Annotated in this window: 15 protein-coding genes; 11 read left to right on the top strand and 4 right to left on the bottom strand. The window is 59.1% G+C overall.

The genetic code is table 11. The annotated features are described in order from the left end of the window. Nucleotides 1-6: 6 nt before the first annotated feature. The 7 genes from METLA_RS0108490 to METLA_RS0108460 all read left to right on the top strand — a co-directional run bounded on the left by METLA_RS0108490 (nt 7) and on the right by METLA_RS0108460 (nt 5888). On the top strand, nt 7-594 hold the full coding sequence (locus METLA_RS0108490) for a peroxiredoxin (protein ID WP_024298140.1): 588 nt from the start codon (nt 7-9) through the stop codon (nt 592-594). Between the two features lie 2 nt (nt 595-596). Next, on the top strand, nt 597-1262 hold the full coding sequence (locus METLA_RS0108485; protein ID WP_024298139.1) for a c-type cytochrome: 666 nt from the start codon (nt 597-599) through the stop codon (nt 1260-1262). Nucleotides 1263-1294: 32 nt separating this feature from the next. Beyond that, on the top strand, nt 1295-2923 hold the full coding sequence (locus METLA_RS0108480; RefSeq protein WP_024298138.1) for a PepSY domain-containing protein: 1629 nt from the start codon (nt 1295-1297) through the stop codon (nt 2921-2923). An 85-nt stretch (nt 2924-3008) separates the two neighbouring features. Beyond that, complete coding sequence (locus METLA_RS0108475; protein WP_024298137.1) at nt 3009-3224, top strand: Sec-independent protein translocase subunit TatA; 216 nt, start codon at nt 3009-3011, stop codon at nt 3222-3224. Nucleotides 3225-3233: 9 nt separating this feature from the next. Continuing rightward, nucleotides 3234-3545 carry a Sec-independent protein translocase protein TatB gene (gene tatB, locus METLA_RS0108470; protein WP_024298136.1) on the top strand — a complete coding sequence of 104 codons (312 nt, stop codon included), beginning with the start codon at nt 3234-3236 and terminating at the stop codon, nt 3543-3545. Between the two features lie 258 nt (nt 3546-3803). Next, nucleotides 3804-4880 carry a sigma-54 interaction domain-containing protein gene (locus tag METLA_RS0108465; RefSeq protein ID WP_024298135.1) on the top strand — a complete coding sequence of 359 codons (1077 nt, stop codon included), beginning with the start codon at nt 3804-3806 and terminating at the stop codon, nt 4878-4880. 300 nt (nt 4881-5180) lie between these two features. Next, a complete protein-coding gene (locus tag METLA_RS0108460) occupies nt 5181-5888 on the top strand; it encodes a 4'-phosphopantetheinyl transferase family protein (protein WP_024298134.1) in 708 nt (235 codons plus the stop codon). On the opposite strand, the gene cysC is transcribed toward METLA_RS0108460, so the two are convergent. Then, a complete protein-coding gene (gene cysC / locus METLA_RS0108455) occupies nt 5869-6486 on the bottom strand; it encodes an adenylyl-sulfate kinase (protein ID WP_024298133.1) in 618 nt (205 codons plus the stop codon). The two genes, METLA_RS0108460 and cysC, sit on opposite strands and share 20 nt — an antisense overlap. A 293-nt stretch (nt 6487-6779) precedes the next feature. On the opposite strand from cysC, the gene METLA_RS0108450 reads away from it, so the two are divergent. The 3 genes from METLA_RS0108450 (at nt 6780) to METLA_RS0108440 (ending at nt 11637) form a co-directional block, all read left to right on the top strand. Beyond that, on the top strand, nt 6780-7181 hold the full coding sequence (locus METLA_RS0108450; protein WP_024298132.1) for a PepSY-associated TM helix domain-containing protein: 402 nt from the start codon (nt 6780-6782) through the stop codon (nt 7179-7181). A 62-nt stretch (nt 7182-7243) separates the two neighbouring features. Then, entirely contained in the window at nt 7244-8425 is a 1182-nt protein-coding gene (locus METLA_RS0108445; RefSeq protein ID WP_024298131.1) for an efflux RND transporter periplasmic adaptor subunit, read from the top strand. Beyond that, the gene (locus tag METLA_RS0108440; RefSeq protein ID WP_024298130.1) at nt 8422-11637 is read left to right on the top strand and encodes an efflux RND transporter permease subunit; all 3216 of its coding nucleotides are present in this window, start codon (nt 8422-8424) and stop codon (nt 11635-11637) included. Before METLA_RS0108445 ends, METLA_RS0108440 begins: the two co-directional genes overlap by 4 nt. Before the next feature lie 69 nt (nt 11638-11706). Here METLA_RS0108440 and METLA_RS0108435 read toward each other — a convergent pair whose 3' ends face one another. The 3 genes from METLA_RS0108435 to METLA_RS0108425 form a co-directional block, all read right to left on the bottom strand. Next, nucleotides 11707-12288 (bottom strand): peroxiredoxin, encoded by a 582-nt coding sequence (locus METLA_RS0108435; RefSeq protein ID WP_029646538.1) that lies wholly within the window; start codon nt 12286-12288, stop codon nt 11707-11709. A gap of 156 nt (nt 12289-12444) precedes the next feature. Further along, nucleotides 12445-12999: a YbhB/YbcL family Raf kinase inhibitor-like protein gene (locus METLA_RS0108430; protein ID WP_024298128.1), complete on the bottom strand. Its 555-nt coding sequence runs from the start codon at nt 12997-12999 to the stop codon at nt 12445-12447. Nucleotides 13000-13076: 77 nt separating this feature from the next. Continuing rightward, complete coding sequence (locus METLA_RS0108425) at nt 13077-13760, bottom strand: class I SAM-dependent methyltransferase (RefSeq protein ID WP_024298127.1); 684 nt, start codon at nt 13758-13760, stop codon at nt 13077-13079. A gap of 242 nt (nt 13761-14002) precedes the next feature. Here METLA_RS0108425 and METLA_RS0108420 point away from each other — a divergent pair, with 242 nt between their 5' ends. Continuing rightward, nucleotides 14003-14713 (top strand): autoinducer binding domain-containing protein, encoded by a 711-nt coding sequence (locus tag METLA_RS0108420; protein WP_024298126.1) that lies wholly within the window; start codon nt 14003-14005, stop codon nt 14711-14713. Nucleotides 14714-14744 lie beyond the last annotated feature (31 nt).

The raw sequence follows: 14744 nt of genomic DNA, 5'->3' as shown, positions 1-14744 counted from the left end.
ATGACGATGAAACGCTTATTTTTGAAAGTTCTGCTCTCTCATTTGATCGCTTTGCCGGCGCTCGCGGTCCTGCCCGAGGGCCACCCGGCTCCGGCTGTCGAGGCGCAGGCGTCGCTGGCCGGCAAGGCCCTGAATTATTCGCTGCAGGAAACCCTGAAAAAGAGCCCGGTGGTGGTGTATTTCTATCCGTCGGCCTATACCGGCGGCTGCAACATTCAGGCGCATACGTTTGCGGTCGATCATGATAAATTCGCCGCCGCCGGCGCCAGCATCGTCGGCGTTTCGCTGGACAGTATCGACAGGCTGAACGATTTTTCCGCCGACCCTGAATATTGCGCCGGCAAGTTTCCGGTGGTCGCGGACGCCGACGGCAAGATCGCGAAGGCCTTCGACGTGGCCGTGCGCGCTGCGGCGCCCGGCAAGACCGATACGCGCGGCGCTGAAATCAATCACGGTTTCGCCGAGCGGGCCACTTTCATCATTACTCCGGACGGCAAGATCGCGGCCAATATCGGCGGCCTGAAGCCTAAGGAAAATGTCGCCAAGGCCCTGGAAATCGTGCAGCAACTGAAGGCCGGGCAGAAGGCGATCTAAGGATGCGGTTACTGCAATGGATTGCGTTGAGCTTGCTTGTGTTATTGGCAGCCATTGAGGCTACCTCGGCCGAGCCTGGCGGCGAGGGATTATCCGCGCGCATAGGCGGCGGCAATCCGGCCGCCGGCAAGGAAAAGTCGGACGCCGGTCGCTGCCAGGAATGCCACGGCGTCGACGGTAATAGCGGCGACCCGAGGATTCCGAATCATGCCGGACAATACGCGGGCTATCTGGCCAAGCAACTTCACGATTTTCAGACCGGCGCGCGGCGACATGCGGTGATGTCGGTGATGGCCGAGGATCTCGATGCGGCCGACATCGCCGATATTGCGGCCTATTTCGCTGCGCAAAAACCGATGCGGGGCCGCGACGGCAGCGGCAAGGCGGCGGCGCGCCCGCTATTCGAGCACGGCGATGCCGTCCGCAAGATTCCGGCTTGCGCCGAGTGCCACGGCAGTAACGGCGAGGGCAGGGCGGGGACGGACGGCATGGTTTATCCGATGCTGGGCGGCCAACGCAAAGTGTATTTGCGCGCCCAGTTGGTCAGCTGGAAATTAGGCGAACGCAATAACAGCCCCGACGGCGTGATGAACGAAGTCGCCAAGCGTCTGAGCGACGACGAAATCGACGCCTTGGCCGATTATCTGTCCGGGCTCCAGCCGCCGTAGTTTTCACTATACAAACGTTTAGGATCACAACAATGAAGCTATTGAACTGGCTACTCTATGAAGTTCATCGCTGGCTAGGCATTCTGCTGGCCGTGTTCATGTTCGCATGGTTTTCGACCGGCATCGCGATCATGTATTCGACGCCGACCAGGCAGAGCCGGATCCAGCAACTGGCCCATGCCGAAATCCTGGCACCGGAGGCCAACTGGCTGAGTCTCGGCGAAGTCTGGGAGCGCAGCGCCGAGCCGCGTAAAGCGGCGGCGGCCGAGCGCCGGGTCAAACCCGCCGGCAACACCGAGGCGGCAGGCAAGCAACCTCCCATCCCGCTGGCGATCGCCGAGGCCCGCTTGCTGAGGATAGCCGGCGAGCCGGTGTGGCTGGTCGAGGATACGCACGGCATGCGCTTTGCGTTGTCGGCGGTGGACGGAGCGCTGCGTGAAACCTCGGCCGAGCAGGCATTGATAATCGCCAAGAACTGGTTCGAGGCCGAGGGCGGCGAAGCGGCCGAGCCGAGTTATTTGGCAACGGTCGATAAAGCGATCATCCTGCGCAATCAGGACACCCTGCGTCCGTTCCACCATATCGGGACAGAGGACGGCAGGGAACTGCTGATCTCCGCACGCACCGGCGAGGTCTTGCATGCCTCGACCCGCCTGGATCGGGCGCTTTATTGGGGCGGCAACTGGCTGCATCTCTTAAAGCCGCTGGAGGCGATCGGCCTCGGCGAATACCGGCATACCATCCAGCTGGGCCTGGGCTTGTTCGCGACTATCGCGTCGCTGACCGGCCTGATCATCGGTTGGCTGCGTTGGCGGCCGGGCTTCGGCGGCAAGCCGACTTATTCGCAGGGCCGCACCCAGCCTTACCGCGAATTCTGGGCTAAGTGGCATTTCTGGAGCGGCCTGCTCGGCGGCAGCGTCGCGCTGTTTTGGGCCTTCAGCGGTTTTCTCGATACCAATCCGGGCAAATTATTTACCGAGGAAAATTACAGCAAGGCGGAATTGAGTCGTTTCCTGGGCGGCGAGGTACCGGCCGCGATGCGCGACTGGCGGCCGGAGGCTTTAATAACGCCCGCGCCGGACGGCCGCGAGGTGGTCGAACTGGTCTGGCGGCGTCTGGGCGATGAAGCGCTGCTGCTCGCCAATACCCGCGACGGCCGGCGTCTGCCGCAGACGCTGAATGGCGCGAGCCCGCGCTTCGGCGAGGCGGCGATGAGAGCGGCCGTGCAGCGGCTGGCGGGCGAGACCCCGATAGCCAGTCTGGAAGAATTGAACGACTACGACAGCTACTATTACCCGAGGCACCATCAAGGCCCGGCCGAAAAACCGCTGCCGGTGGTACTCGCGAATCTCGGTGACGACAGCGGCACCCTGGTCTACCTCGATCCGCAAGACGGCCGCCTGATCGGCAAAGTCGACCGCAGCCGCCGCGTCTTCCGCTGGCTGTATTCGGCCCTGCACCACTGGGATTTCGGCTGGCTGTATTACCGGCCGATCTGGGATGTCTGGATGCTGGTCTGGATTTCATTCGGCCTGGTGCTCGGCGCGAGTTCGGTCGTGATAGGCTGGCGGCGGCTGAAAAAGTCGCTGGCGCCGAAAAAACAGGCGGCGCCGCGGACCGTAGCGGCCGGCGGCAAGCTGAAGACCGAAAACGCGACCTGACGAATTTTCCGAAGACCTGCCAGGTTTTCAAAACCTGGCAGGTCTATGCAACTCAAAACAACATTTAAAATTTGGAGTAAAAAACATGGGCTTTAGTATTCCCCATCTGTTAATGGTATTGGCGATCATCATCCTGGTATTCGGCACCCGGCGTCTGAAAACGGTCGGATCCGATCTGGGCGAGGCGATCAAAGGCTTTCGCAACGCGGTCAAAGACGGGGAGGAGAACCAATCCCTCGTCCGTCGCGACGACGAAGCGCTGGAAGACGGCATCGTCGTGCCGCAAAAGTCCAAGGTCTGAGACGGCTCTATGTTCGAGGTCGGCTTATCCGAATTGCTGGTGGTCGGTCTGGTGGCGCTGGTCGTGATCGGCCCGGAAAAGCTGCCTGCGGTCGCGCGTCTTGCCGGTTTTTGGCTGGGCAAGTCGCGCCGAACGGTCGCGGCGGTCAAGGCGGAAATGCAGCTTGAATTGCAGGCCGAAGAGCTCCGGCAACGTTTTATCGCCGCCGAATTACAACGCACGCTGGACGACGGCGAGGCCGCGATCATCGACATCAACGACGCGATCGAGGCTTTGGTGGTCCCGGCAGCCGGCGGCGGCACCGGTACGCCTGTGTCATAACCGCGGCTGCGGCCTCGTGCCTTTATCGGCAATATTCGCCCCGCCGAATCTTTCTTGCAAGACCCAGCCGCGGCGCGGTGTGGCGTCCAGTTTATATGTCAAAAAAGCATATGCAATTCTAATAATATCGTTTTTAAGCAGAGGATAAAGCCCCGTATTATACGACTCAGGGCGGGTTCGCCCGTCGGAGAAGTCGTATGATGACAAGACTATTTTTTTCGGCGGCAACGGCGCCGATTCTAATGAAGGGGGACACTGATGACATTACTGGCTTTTGACGAACTGCAGTCGCGCTCGCTTTCGCTATCGCTGCGGGCGACGGCGATGGTTTTCGAGGACCCGGTTTCCCGCCATCTGCTGGAACAGATCGAGCGCATCGCGCCGAGCGATGCGACCGTATTGATCATCGGCGAAACCGGAACCGGCAAGGAACTGGTCGCTCGCCACATTCACGCGCTCAGCAAGCGCAACCGAAATACCTTCGGCGCATTGAACTGCGCGGCGCTAAGCGAAAACCTGATCGAAAGCGAGCTGTTCGGTCACGAAAAAGGCTCCTTTACCGGGGCGATAACCAGCAAGGACGGATGGTTCAAGGTCGCCGATAAAGGCACCCTGTTCCTCGACGAGGTCGGCGATTTGCCGCTCGGCTTGCAGGCCAAACTGCTCCGGGTATTGCAGGAACGCGAGGTGGTCAGAGTCGGCTCACGGCAGCCGGTGCCGGTGGATGTGAGGATCATCGCCGCCACCAACGTCAACCTGGAAGAAGCGGTGGCGGCCTCGCATTTTCGCGCCGATCTGTATTACCGTTTCAACGTCGCCACCGTCCATCTGTCGCCGCTGCGCGACCGTCCCGGCGACATTTTGCCTCTGGCCCGGCATTTTCTGAAAATCTATGCCGACCGCCTGGGCTATGGCGAGATCACTCTGCTGCCCGCCGCCGAACAGTTGCTGTTGAACTACGACTGGCCCGGCAATATCCGCGAACTCGAAAACGCCATTCACCGCTCGCTCCTGGTCTGCCCAGGCAATCGGCTCAGGCCGGAAGACTTCAAACTTTCAGGGGTCAGGGTCGTGGATAGCGCGCCGTCAATATCGACCACGTCGCTGGAAAATGCGTTATTGCGGCTTTGCGAACAAGCGCCGCCCCAGTTATACGATCTGATCGAGGAAACCGTGATCCGCACCGCTTTCGAGTTTTGCGAGGAAAACCAGGTGCAGACCGCAAAGCTGCTGAATATCAGCCGCAACGTCTTGCGGCATAAACTCGGCATGTACGGCATGCTGCCGAGCGGGCAGAAAAGGGTCGTCGGCGATACGATGGCGGTGGTGGCATAGGCTCCCGCACTTCGAAATGTAGCCGTCTTTTACTTCTAAAGAGCCAAGCGTGACGGCACGCTAAGCTGTCAATAAGCCGCCGAGTCCGCAGGACCGGCGGCTTTTTCATGCCTGCCAATTTAGAGTTTGGTCAAGATTAACTTCCCGAAATTCAGTCTTCTCGTTCCAGCGCGCGGTGTTGGAATGCAGTCTGAACCGCGCTTGCGATTCGGACAGCAGAACGTTGGGCTCAGCCAAGGTTGAATTTTCACCGCCGATCGGGTTAAGTTGGCAAACTTTTTTGCTTTCTCGGGATGCGCAATGAAAATCGATAGTCCTCGCGCCGCCACCGTCGACCTGTGGTTAGAGCCGCTCGACGCCGTCAACGGTAACGATGTCCGCGCTTATGAGGCCTTGCTGGATAGCGGCGAACAGGCCAAGGCGAAGCGTTTTCGGCGCGAGCTTGATCGCAGGCGCTATGTGGTCAGCCACGGCAAGCTTAGGCTGATTTTGGCGACCTATCTGCCACTGCCGCCGGAAGCGATCGATTTGGCCGCGCAGACATACGGCAAGCCTTATATCGTCGGCGATGAAACGCATGGCATTAAATTCAATCTGGCGCATTCCGGCGACCAGTTATTGGTTGGCGTCAGCCAGGTTCAGGAGGTCGGTGTCGATATCGAGGTCTGGAACGATGCGGTCGATTACGAAGCGGTGCTCTCGTTGTGCTTCGCCGATGCCGAGCGCGGCTTTTGGCGGACTTTGCCCGCGGCAGAAAAACGAGAATTTTTTTTCCGCTTGTGGGCGCGCAAGGAAAGCTTTGTTAAAGCGGTCGGTTTAGGGCTTGAGCTGGATGTTGCCCAAGTGGTGAGCGCAACCTGCGGGCCGAGCCGGTTTTTATCCTTGCCGGCCGGTCACGGCGGGCCGGACTGTTGGAGTTTGCTGGATCTGGAATTGGCGGGCGGGTTGAGCGGGGCTCTGACTGTTCCGGGGCCGTGCCGGCCGACGATTACGTACAAGCGGCTGTAATGATGCCTTTTCCCTGCAAATAATCCAGCACGCGCTGGACGCATTCGTCGATGCTCGATTGATCGGTGTCGATGATTAACTCGGGGTTTTCGGGGGCTTCGTAAGGGGAGGAGATGCCCGTAAAATTCGGTATTTCTCCGAGCCTTGCTTTTTGGTAGAGGCCTTTGACGTCGCGCTGCTCGCAGACGGTCAAAGCGCATTTGCAGTAAATTTCGATAAAATCCCCCTCGGCGACGATTTGCCGTGCCAGATTTCTCTCCATTCTGAAGGGCGAAATGAAGGCGGTCAGGGTAATGTGGCCGGCTTCGAGCATCAGCTTCGCCACTTGGGCAATTCGCCGAATGTTTTCCTTTCTGTCGGCCTCGTCAAAGCCGAGGTCGCTGGAAAGCCCGTGCCTGACGTTGTCGCCATCCAACACGAAGGTGTGACATTTTTGTTCGTACAGCCGCTTTTCGACCGCATGGGCGAGGGTTGATTTGCCGGCGCCGGATAAGCCCGTGAACCATAAGATCACCGATTTATGGCCGTTCAACGCTTCCCGGCAGGCGCGTGTGACTTGCGATTGATGCCAGACGACATGGTTATATTCGTTGCGCATGAGCCTGCTTAGCTAGATCGATAGTGTTGGGGACTGAATCGGTTATCGAGTCGGGCGAACCAGTCGGAAAGCGCATTCTATCGCATAGATTATTGTCGAAGCAAAAACGTTCAGATTCTGTCAGCCGATTAAACGCCGATTGGAGCTGTTATGGCGCTTGCCCGCACTGCCGGAAAGCGGGTTAACGCGCCGCGGAAGCACAACAGGATTTGAATTTTTTAAATTGGAGGTGCGGTATTGGGGCGGCTCGTTCGTCTATAGGGCAATCGTCGTGAAAAAATTGGGGAGCCGTTATGAAATTCCGCCCATTCTGGGTGATCGTTCACCGCTATACCGGTTTGGCGATGGCCCGGGCCGCGGCGGCGCAAGGTTTCAGCATCGAGTCGCCGGTGGGGATATGGCTGAACCGTGCCAAAGGCTTCTATGTCTACACCGTGCGCAGCAGCGCCGATGTTCAGGATCATGCCGGCCAGACCCGGGTCGTGCTCGATGCCAATAGCGGAGAGCAAAAGCAGCTGCTGTTGCCCAGCGGCCAGTATAACGGCAACACCGCAGCGTCCTGGTTACTGGCATTGCACATGGCCAATGTCTTCGGCATGCCTTATCGCGTCTTTGTGTGTCTGCTGGGTCTGGTCATCGTGATGTTGTCGGTGACCGGGGTCGTGATCTGGTTAAAAAAGCAGCGGCAGTTTTAGCGCTGCACAGCGTAGGCCAATTGGCATCACCGTATCACTTTTTTCGTCACAAGGCGCGCCGTTTGAATTATCGACAATCCTCCTTCAAAATCCTGCTGCCGGTCTTGGTCTTGCTGACTTCGATCGGTGCTGCCTGGGCGCTGATCGAGCAGCGCCCGCACGTGATGCCGCAGGCGGAAGCACCGGCGGCGCCTAAGGTCGAGATCCTGCGCGCCGAACCGCAAACGCTGCGGTTAAACGTGATGTCGCAAGGCGTGGTGGCGCCGCGCGAGGAAATCGACCTGATCGCGGAAGTCAGCGGCAAAGTCGTCCAAATGCATCCGGCGCTGGTTTCCGGCGGGGCTTTTGCGGCCAACGAATTGCTGCTGACGATCGATCCGCGCGATTACGACTATGCAGTCGTCGCCGCGCAGGCCAAAGTGTCCGAAGCGAAACGGGCCTTGATCAGCGAAGAGGCTCAGGCCGAGCAGGCCCTGAACGAATGGCAGGCGCTGGGCGAAGGCGAGGCCAGCGATCTGGCATTGCGCAAGCCGCAATTGGCCGAGGCGGAGGCCAAATTGAAAGCCGCCGAAGCCGAGCTGGCCAAGGCCCGGCTCGACCGCAGCCGCTGCGAATTGCGGGCCCCGTTCGCAGGGCGCGTGCTGAGCAAGCAGGCCGGCCGCGGCCAGTATCTGCAATCCGGCAGCGTGGCGGCGAGGATTTTTGCCAGCGACATCGCCGAAATCCGGCTGCCGATCGGCCTCGATCAACTGGCCTTCCTGGATTTGCCGCTAGGCCGTGGGGCGTCGGCTTCCGGACAGTGGCCGGCGGTGACGCTGCGCGCCGCCGTCGGCGGCAAACCGCAGCATTGGCAAGGTCGTATTGTCCGCAGCGAAGCTGCATTGGACAGCGCCAGCGGCCAGCTCTACCTGGTCGCGCAAGTCGAACATCCCGAGCAGGCGACGCCATCGCGCCCGCCCCTCTTGAGCGGCCTGTTCGTGCAGGCCGAAATCGAAGGCGTGCGGCGAGACGGATTGTTTGCTTTGCCGCGCAGCGCATTGAACAGCCTGCGGCAAGCGAAATTGGTCGATCAAGACCTGCGCCTTGAAATTCGCCCGTTGGACGTGCTGCGCACCGAAGCGGACCGGGTCATCGTCACATCCGGCCTGAAGGCAGGCGACAGGGTGGTGATTTCGGAGATGCCGGTGCCGGTCGCAGGCATGCAGGTCAGCCTCGCCGCATCCGAATCTGAAAATACCCGATGAATAAAATGATCGATCAGGCGCAAAAGCGCCCGCAGAACGCTGGCCTGTTGGCCTGGTTTGCCGCGAATCCGGTGGCGGCCAATCTGTTGATGCTGTTGATATTGGCCGGCGGCGTGCTCGGCGTGTTCGGGGTAGGCAAAGAAGTATTTCCCCGCTTCAGCCCGCATCAGATCGAGGTATCGGCGGTTTTTCCCGGCGCGGGGCCTTCGGAAGTCGAGGAATCGGTCTGCATTCCGCTTGAAGAAGCGATCCACGATCTGCCCGGCATCAAGCACCTGCATGGCGAAATCCGGGGCGATACCTGCAGGGTCGGCGTCGAAATCCTGCCGGGTCGCGACCGCGAACAAGTGATGGCGCTGGTGCGCGGACGGGTGCAGTCGATCCAGCGCCTGCCGAAGCAACTGGAAAAAATCGATGTGCTGCCGACCGACCGCAAGGACGATGACGGCGTGATCTGGGTGGCGCTGCACGGCGCGACCGATGCCTTTACCTTGCAACGCTACGGCGACCAAATCCAGGACCAACTGGCGACGATTCCCGGCGTTAGCCGGGTCCGCAACTACGGCGAGATCGCTTACGAAATCGGCATCGAAGTCGCTCCCGAGAAATTGCGCCAATACCAGATGACCTTGGACGAGGTCACGCAGGCGATCCGCAAGGCTTCGGTCGAAATGCCGGGCGGCTTGATCAAGAACACCGACGGTGAATTGCTGCTGCGCGTGAACGGCCGCGCCAAGGATGCCGATGCGGTCGGCGCGTTGGTGATCAAGTCGCTGCCGGACGGCAGCCGGGTGCGGCTGGGGCAGATCGCCACGATCAAGGACGGCCTGGAAGAGAGTTTATCCACCTGGCGCCACAATGGCCAGACCGCGCAAGGCTGGGAGGTTCATACCGAACAAGACAGCGTGGCGGTCGCGCGCCAGGTGAAGGCCTTTATTCAGGAGATGCGCGCCAGGCTGCCGGAAGGCTTGCGCCTAATTACCTGGTGGGACGACTCGCAAGCTTATGATGAACGCATCGGCACCTTGCTGGAAGACGGCTTGAGCGGTTTCGTGCTGGTGTGCCTGGTGTTGACCCTGTTTTTGCGGCTGCGGGTCGCCTTGTGGGCCGGTGTCGGCATTTTTACCTCGGTGCTGGGCGCGTTCTGCCTGATGCCGGCGCTGGATATTTCGCTGAACATGCTGTCGCTGTTCGGCTTTTTATTGGCGATGGGCATCCTGGTCGATGACGCGATCATCATCGGCGAGAGCGTGCACAGCCGGCAGATCGAGGGCGGCGAGACGCCGCTGGAGGCTGCTGTCCACGGCGTCGAATCGGTGGCTTTGCCGGTGGCGTTGTCGGTGCTGATCGTGCTGGTGGCGTTTCTGCCCGGCCTGTTTCTGCCCGGCTGGGCCGGCCAGATGATGCGGCCGATTTGCCTGATCATGATCCTGACCTTGGTGTTCTCGCTGGTCGAGGCGCTGCTGATCCTGCCTTCGCATCTGGTTTCCGCAGTCGAGAGCCAATCGCGGCCGACGCGGCTGCAACGATTGCGCGGCCGCCTGAACCTGGGACTCGACCGATTCGTCGAGCGGGTTTACCGGCCCTTCCTGCACACCGCCTTGAGCTGGCGCTATTTGACGGTGGCCCTGTTCGCGGCCTTGTTGATCCTGTGCGCCGCGCTGGTCTGGAGCGACCGGGTCAGGCGGTCGATCAATCCGGACGTGACCAAGGACAGCTTCTGGGTATCGATGCAGTTGCCGCAAAGCGCGCCTTACAGCGAGGCCGAGGCCTTGGCGACCCAGGTCGAAAATGCCTTGTTTGCGTTGCGCGACGAATTGGATGGCGTCGCCGGCAAAGGCCAGCCCGCCAAGGGCAGCGTGTACGCGGCGCACGCGAACGATCGGAGCGTGATCGTCGGAGTCGAAACGATTGTTTGGGAACATGGCGCCGGCATCTGGCTGGAATTGTCCGCCGAAGGCCGGCAACGGATCAAGGTCGAGGAATTTATCCGCGACTGGCGGCAAAGGATCGGCGACATCGGCCGCGGCAAGGTCGATTTCATCTTCAAGGAGGGCGACGAGCCCTACGATATCGAACTGCTGCTCGGGGCTTCCGATTCCGAGGTGTTGGCGCCGGCCGTCGCGGCGCTCAAGCAACGGATTCAGGCTTTCCCCGGCGTTTACGATGTGATCGATTCCTCCGAGCCCGGCAAGCCGGAAATCCGCTTGAGCCTGAAACCGGAGGCGGAGCGCCTCGGTTTGCGCCTGGAACACCTGGCCGATCAGGTGCGCCACGGTTATTACGGCGAGGAAGTGCACCGCTTCCTGCGCGGCCGCCGGGAGGTCAAGGTGATGCTGCGCTATCCGCTGGACGAACGCCGGTCGCTGGATCAATTGAAGGCCCAGCCGATCCGGTTGCCGAACGGCGCCAGCGCGGCTCTGGCGGATCTGGCCGAGGTCAAGCTGATACAGGGCTATTCCCGCATCAACCGGGAAGATCGGCAGCGCGTGTTGAAGGTAGAGGCCCGCGTCGATCCGACCCTGGCCGACGCGAACGGCATCTATGCGTCCTTGGAAAAGGAGGCGTTTCCGGCCTTGCAGCGGGCGTTTCCGGGCGTGACGATTACGATCGGCCAGCAGCGCCAGGAGCAGGAAGCGATGCTGCTCGCGTTCGGGAAGAACACGATGATCGCCTTGCTGGTCATCTATGCGCTGATCGCGGTGCCGTTCCGCTCCTACACGAAACCGCTGATCTTTCTGCTGGCGGCGCCGGTGGCCTGGTGCGGAGCGGTGCTCGCGCACTGGGCCGCCGGCCTGCCGTTGTCGATGGAGTCGCTGGTCGGCATGATCGCGGCCAGCGGGGTCGTGGTCAACGACAGCCTGGTGTTGCTCGATTATATCCGCCAGCACGGCGATGAGGAGCAACCGGTCGAAACCCTGATCGTCGCGGCCTGCACCTCGCGCTTCCGGCCGATCCTGCTCGCCTTTCTGACCAACTTCGCAGGCTTTTTGCCGACCTTGCTCGAAACCAGCCCGCAAGCGCAATTTTTGATTCCGATGACCTTGTCGCTGTCGGCCGGCCTGTTGATCGGCATGGCCGCCAGTCTGATTTTGACGCCGGTGGGTTATGCGATTCTGGGCGGACGGGAAAAACATTCCGCCGCGACCCTAAAGGCGAAAGATCCTCACAGGGTCGAGCTGGAATTGCCCGGCAGTGAGGTGCCGCGCTGATTTCTGGTTCCCTCGCGGGGCGCGTGGGAGCGAGAAAAAAACTGTGGAGGTGGCAGAGAGCCGAACGAATTAACCCTGCTCCTGTAGCCAAGCCTGGACTTCCTCTATGTTCTTGTCAGGCGGAAATACCGGATAAAAGCATTTCCGGATTTTTCCATCTTTCGCAATCAGCGTCACGCGCTTGTTCAGGCGCATGCCGTCTATTTCAAACATCGGCAAGCGCAGACCTTGGGCAAACTGAAAAGAGGCATCGCTCAATAGACCGAATGGAAGATGCAGGCGGTTCGCGGCTTCAAGCTGATCTTCCGGGGATTGCGTGCTGATCCCGAATACAGTCGCATTCAATGCCTGCAACTCGCGATAATAGTCACGGAAGGAGCAAGCTTGGGGAGTACAGCCTGCGGCTCCCGGTATCTGAACCCAGCCGTCAGGTATCGTACGTCCCGGTCGTCCTGTCATCGGATAACAGTAAATCACGAGCCAACCGCTAAACAGGGAAGGGTCGACAGTGCCGCCGGTCGTTGCAGGCAGATTGACCGAGGGAAGCATTAGTCCTTCCAGATGGTCGCAGGCGCCATCATCAAGCGGAATGGGAAGATCGTTCGGGATGCCGCGAAGAAAATCTTTGGGCAGTTCATTATGATTTGGCATTTTCACTCTCTTTAGGATTTTGGCGGCCATTCCGGATAGACAGGAATGCCATCGTATGCAAGCCATGGGACATTTTCATTTTCCTGGGTGTCCTAAGGGGACGGAAGGGCAAAGTGATCATAGTGCTACATGAAAATGATGATGCTTACTCACGTGTTAGCGCCGATACTTGGCCGTGAAACTGGCTTTTCCGAGCGAGTTGCCATGAATCATAAAGCCGATTAACGCAGCCGACGACTCTGCCGGGACATCGATTTTTTCAATCTTGAGCGCATGCACCGTGAAAATATAGCGATGCGGCTTATCGCCGACTGGCGGACAGGCGCCGCCGAATTCATGCGTGCCGAAATCCGTACGGCCTTGGATCGCATTCGCCGGCAGCAGCTTTCCGGTTGCATCGCCGGCGCCGGCCGCCAGCTCGGTCACCTGCGCGGGGATATTGTAAACAACCCAATGCCACCAGCCCGATCCCGTGGGTGCATCAGGGTCATACAGCGTAATAGCATAGCTTTGGGTGCCTTTCGGTCCTGCCGTCCATTTAAGTGCAGGCGACTGATTTTTTCCCCCACAGCCAAATCCGTTAAATTCCTGTTCTTTAGTCAGGGTCGCTCCAGGCTTGAGGGTTGGGCTTTTAAGTGTCAAACTCCCGGCGTGCGCTACCATGGGAGCCAAGCAAAAACCAATAATGAACGGGATGCGTGGGTGAAGCATAGTCATTTCCTTTGCGGGTTAAAATGAGATAGATAACGTGGAACGTGGGGTTTGGGCAAGTCCGGTTGTGTCCCGTGCTAGAGGTGCTTGATAACCAGCATTTCATTGCCGCCGCGCTGAAACTCGTAAGCTACGCGCTTGACCTCAATCTCGAAGCCATCGCTTGCAAGACGTTCGCTCACGAAAGCCAGGTGGGGCGATGGCGTGCCATCGAGCATCAGCAAGGGAAACACGCGCACCTCGCGGGATACGCGCAGCATTTCCCGGAGAGCCCGAAGATGAAACTCGGCTGACAAGTGGGCGCTGTATAAAAACAGGAAATGAGACGACAAGGCGATATCGAATTCTTCATTTGTAAAAGGCAGCGACGGCAACTCCCCCGGGATATATCTGCCTTCCTGCTTGCCCGCCTCGAAGTCGGCGAGGAAGATTTCCATCGCCGACATGCGAAGACTCCCGAGCCGCTCGATTGACGGAATGGCTTCCCAAACGTAATCACTCTGGTTTTTGATCATTTGCGACATCACGATATCATACGTGTCGGAGATACGGTTCTTGATCTGTTCTGCGTCAAAAACGTAGACCGGATCTATCGAGACGATAGTGCCGCCGCGTTGGGTGAGCTCGGCATTGAAGCTCGCCGGACCGTCGCCGCAGCCCAGAATGCGAAGCCCAAGATCGGCCTCGGTCAGGCTGAACATGCGGATGTATTCGTCATACGAACGTCCCCACGGTACGACTTTGGCAAGTGTAAAACCCATGTGGATGATCCTGCTGTGTAGTTCGGCGGTATAAGGATATTCTATCCTGAAGGTCTCATTAGACTGGATTTCGTGACCAGAAACAACTGTCAATAATGACAGGTTATGCGGTTGGGGGTGCATTTGAAATAGCATTTGACCAAGCTTTGCAACTACGCTTCGTCACCCTCTGTTTCGCTCCGTGTAACCAGTCTCATCATTGATCCACCCGTAAAATCCGATATTGGTAAGCGACGCCATCCATGAACACCTGGCAAGAGAATCAACTTCAGGCATTGCAGTCCATTCAGTCCGAGCAGCAGTTTTTTCAAACCCTGCTTTCCTTCAGCAAGGAGCTGGGCTTTGACTATTGCGCCTATGGTTTGCGTATGCCGATCCCGGTTAATCAGCCCAAAACCGTCATGCTCAATAATTATCCGACGGCCTGGCAAGCGCAATATCAAGCAAAAGATTATCTTGCGGTCGACCCGACCGTACATCACGCGATGCGTTCGCTCATGCCTGTCATCTGGACGGATGAGCTATTCAGTCCAGCGGGTGAACTATGGGAGGAGGCGCGCTCCCATGGCTTGCGTTACGGCTGGGCGCAAGCCATCCATGATTTCCATGGCACGGCAGGCATGTTAACGCTGGCGCGCTCGGATGAGCCGATCTCTGCAACAGAACTGTCGGCGAAGACATTCAAAATGGCTTGGCTGACCCAGGTTGCGCACGCCGGCCTATCGCGCTGCTTGGCGCCGAAACTGATGCCGGAAATCCATGTAAAATTGTCAAACCGCGAGATTTCGGTGCTGCGCTGGACGGCCGACGGCAAGACGGCTAGCGACATCGCGAGCATACTCCGTATTACCGAGCGCACGGTCAATTTTCATATCAATAATGTCGTCACTAAGCTGAATGCCGCCAACAAAACGGCAGCGGCGGTCAAGGCGGCGCTGTTGGGGTTATTGTAGGCGGCATGATGGGGCAGGGCACATAGCACGA

The organism is Methylomicrobium lacus LW14, from assembly GCF_000527095.1.
In the GTDB taxonomy this organism is placed as follows: Bacteria; Pseudomonadota; Gammaproteobacteria; order Methylococcales; family Methylomonadaceae; genus Methylomicrobium; species Methylomicrobium lacus.
The sequence above is the reverse complement of the archived record's forward strand: the minus strand, read 5'-3'. Positions and strand labels throughout refer to the sequence as shown.

Excerpts from the sequence above, each read along its gene's own strand:
- tatB (WP_024298136.1), top strand. The coding sequence starts at position 3,234 with ATGTTCGAGGTCGGCTTATCCGAATTGCTGGTGGTCGGTCTGGTGGCG.
- METLA_RS0108485 (WP_024298139.1), top strand. The coding sequence starts at position 597 with ATGCGGTTACTGCAATGGATTGCGTTGAGCTTGCTTGTGTTATTGGCA.
- METLA_RS0108460 (WP_024298134.1), top strand. The coding sequence starts at position 5,181 with ATGAAAATCGATAGTCCTCGCGCCGCCACCGTCGACCTGTGGTTAGAG.
- METLA_RS0108425 (WP_024298127.1), bottom strand. The coding sequence starts at position 13,760 with ATGGGTTTTACACTTGCCAAAGTCGTACCGTGGGGACGTTCGTATGAC.
- METLA_RS0108490 (WP_024298140.1), top strand. The coding sequence starts at position 7 with ATGAAACGCTTATTTTTGAAAGTTCTGCTCTCTCATTTGATCGCTTTG.
- METLA_RS0108475 (WP_024298137.1), top strand. The coding sequence starts at position 3,009 with ATGGGCTTTAGTATTCCCCATCTGTTAATGGTATTGGCGATCATCATC.
- cysC (WP_024298133.1), bottom strand. The coding sequence starts at position 6,486 with ATGCGCAACGAATATAACCATGTCGTCTGGCATCAATCGCAAGTCACA.
- METLA_RS0108430 (WP_024298128.1), bottom strand. The coding sequence starts at position 12,999 with ATGCTTCACCCACGCATCCCGTTCATTATTGGTTTTTGCTTGGCTCCC.
- METLA_RS0108465 (WP_024298135.1), top strand. The coding sequence starts at position 3,804 with ATGACATTACTGGCTTTTGACGAACTGCAGTCGCGCTCGCTTTCGCTA.
- METLA_RS0108450 (WP_024298132.1), top strand. The coding sequence starts at position 6,780 with ATGAAATTCCGCCCATTCTGGGTGATCGTTCACCGCTATACCGGTTTG.
- METLA_RS0108480 (WP_024298138.1), top strand. The coding sequence starts at position 1,295 with ATGAAGCTATTGAACTGGCTACTCTATGAAGTTCATCGCTGGCTAGGC.
- METLA_RS0108440 (WP_024298130.1), top strand. The coding sequence starts at position 8,422 with ATGAATAAAATGATCGATCAGGCGCAAAAGCGCCCGCAGAACGCTGGC.
- METLA_RS0108435 (WP_029646538.1), bottom strand. The coding sequence starts at position 12,288 with ATGCCAAATCATAATGAACTGCCCAAAGATTTTCTTCGCGGCATCCCG.
- METLA_RS0108420 (WP_024298126.1), top strand. The coding sequence starts at position 14,003 with ATGAACACCTGGCAAGAGAATCAACTTCAGGCATTGCAGTCCATTCAG.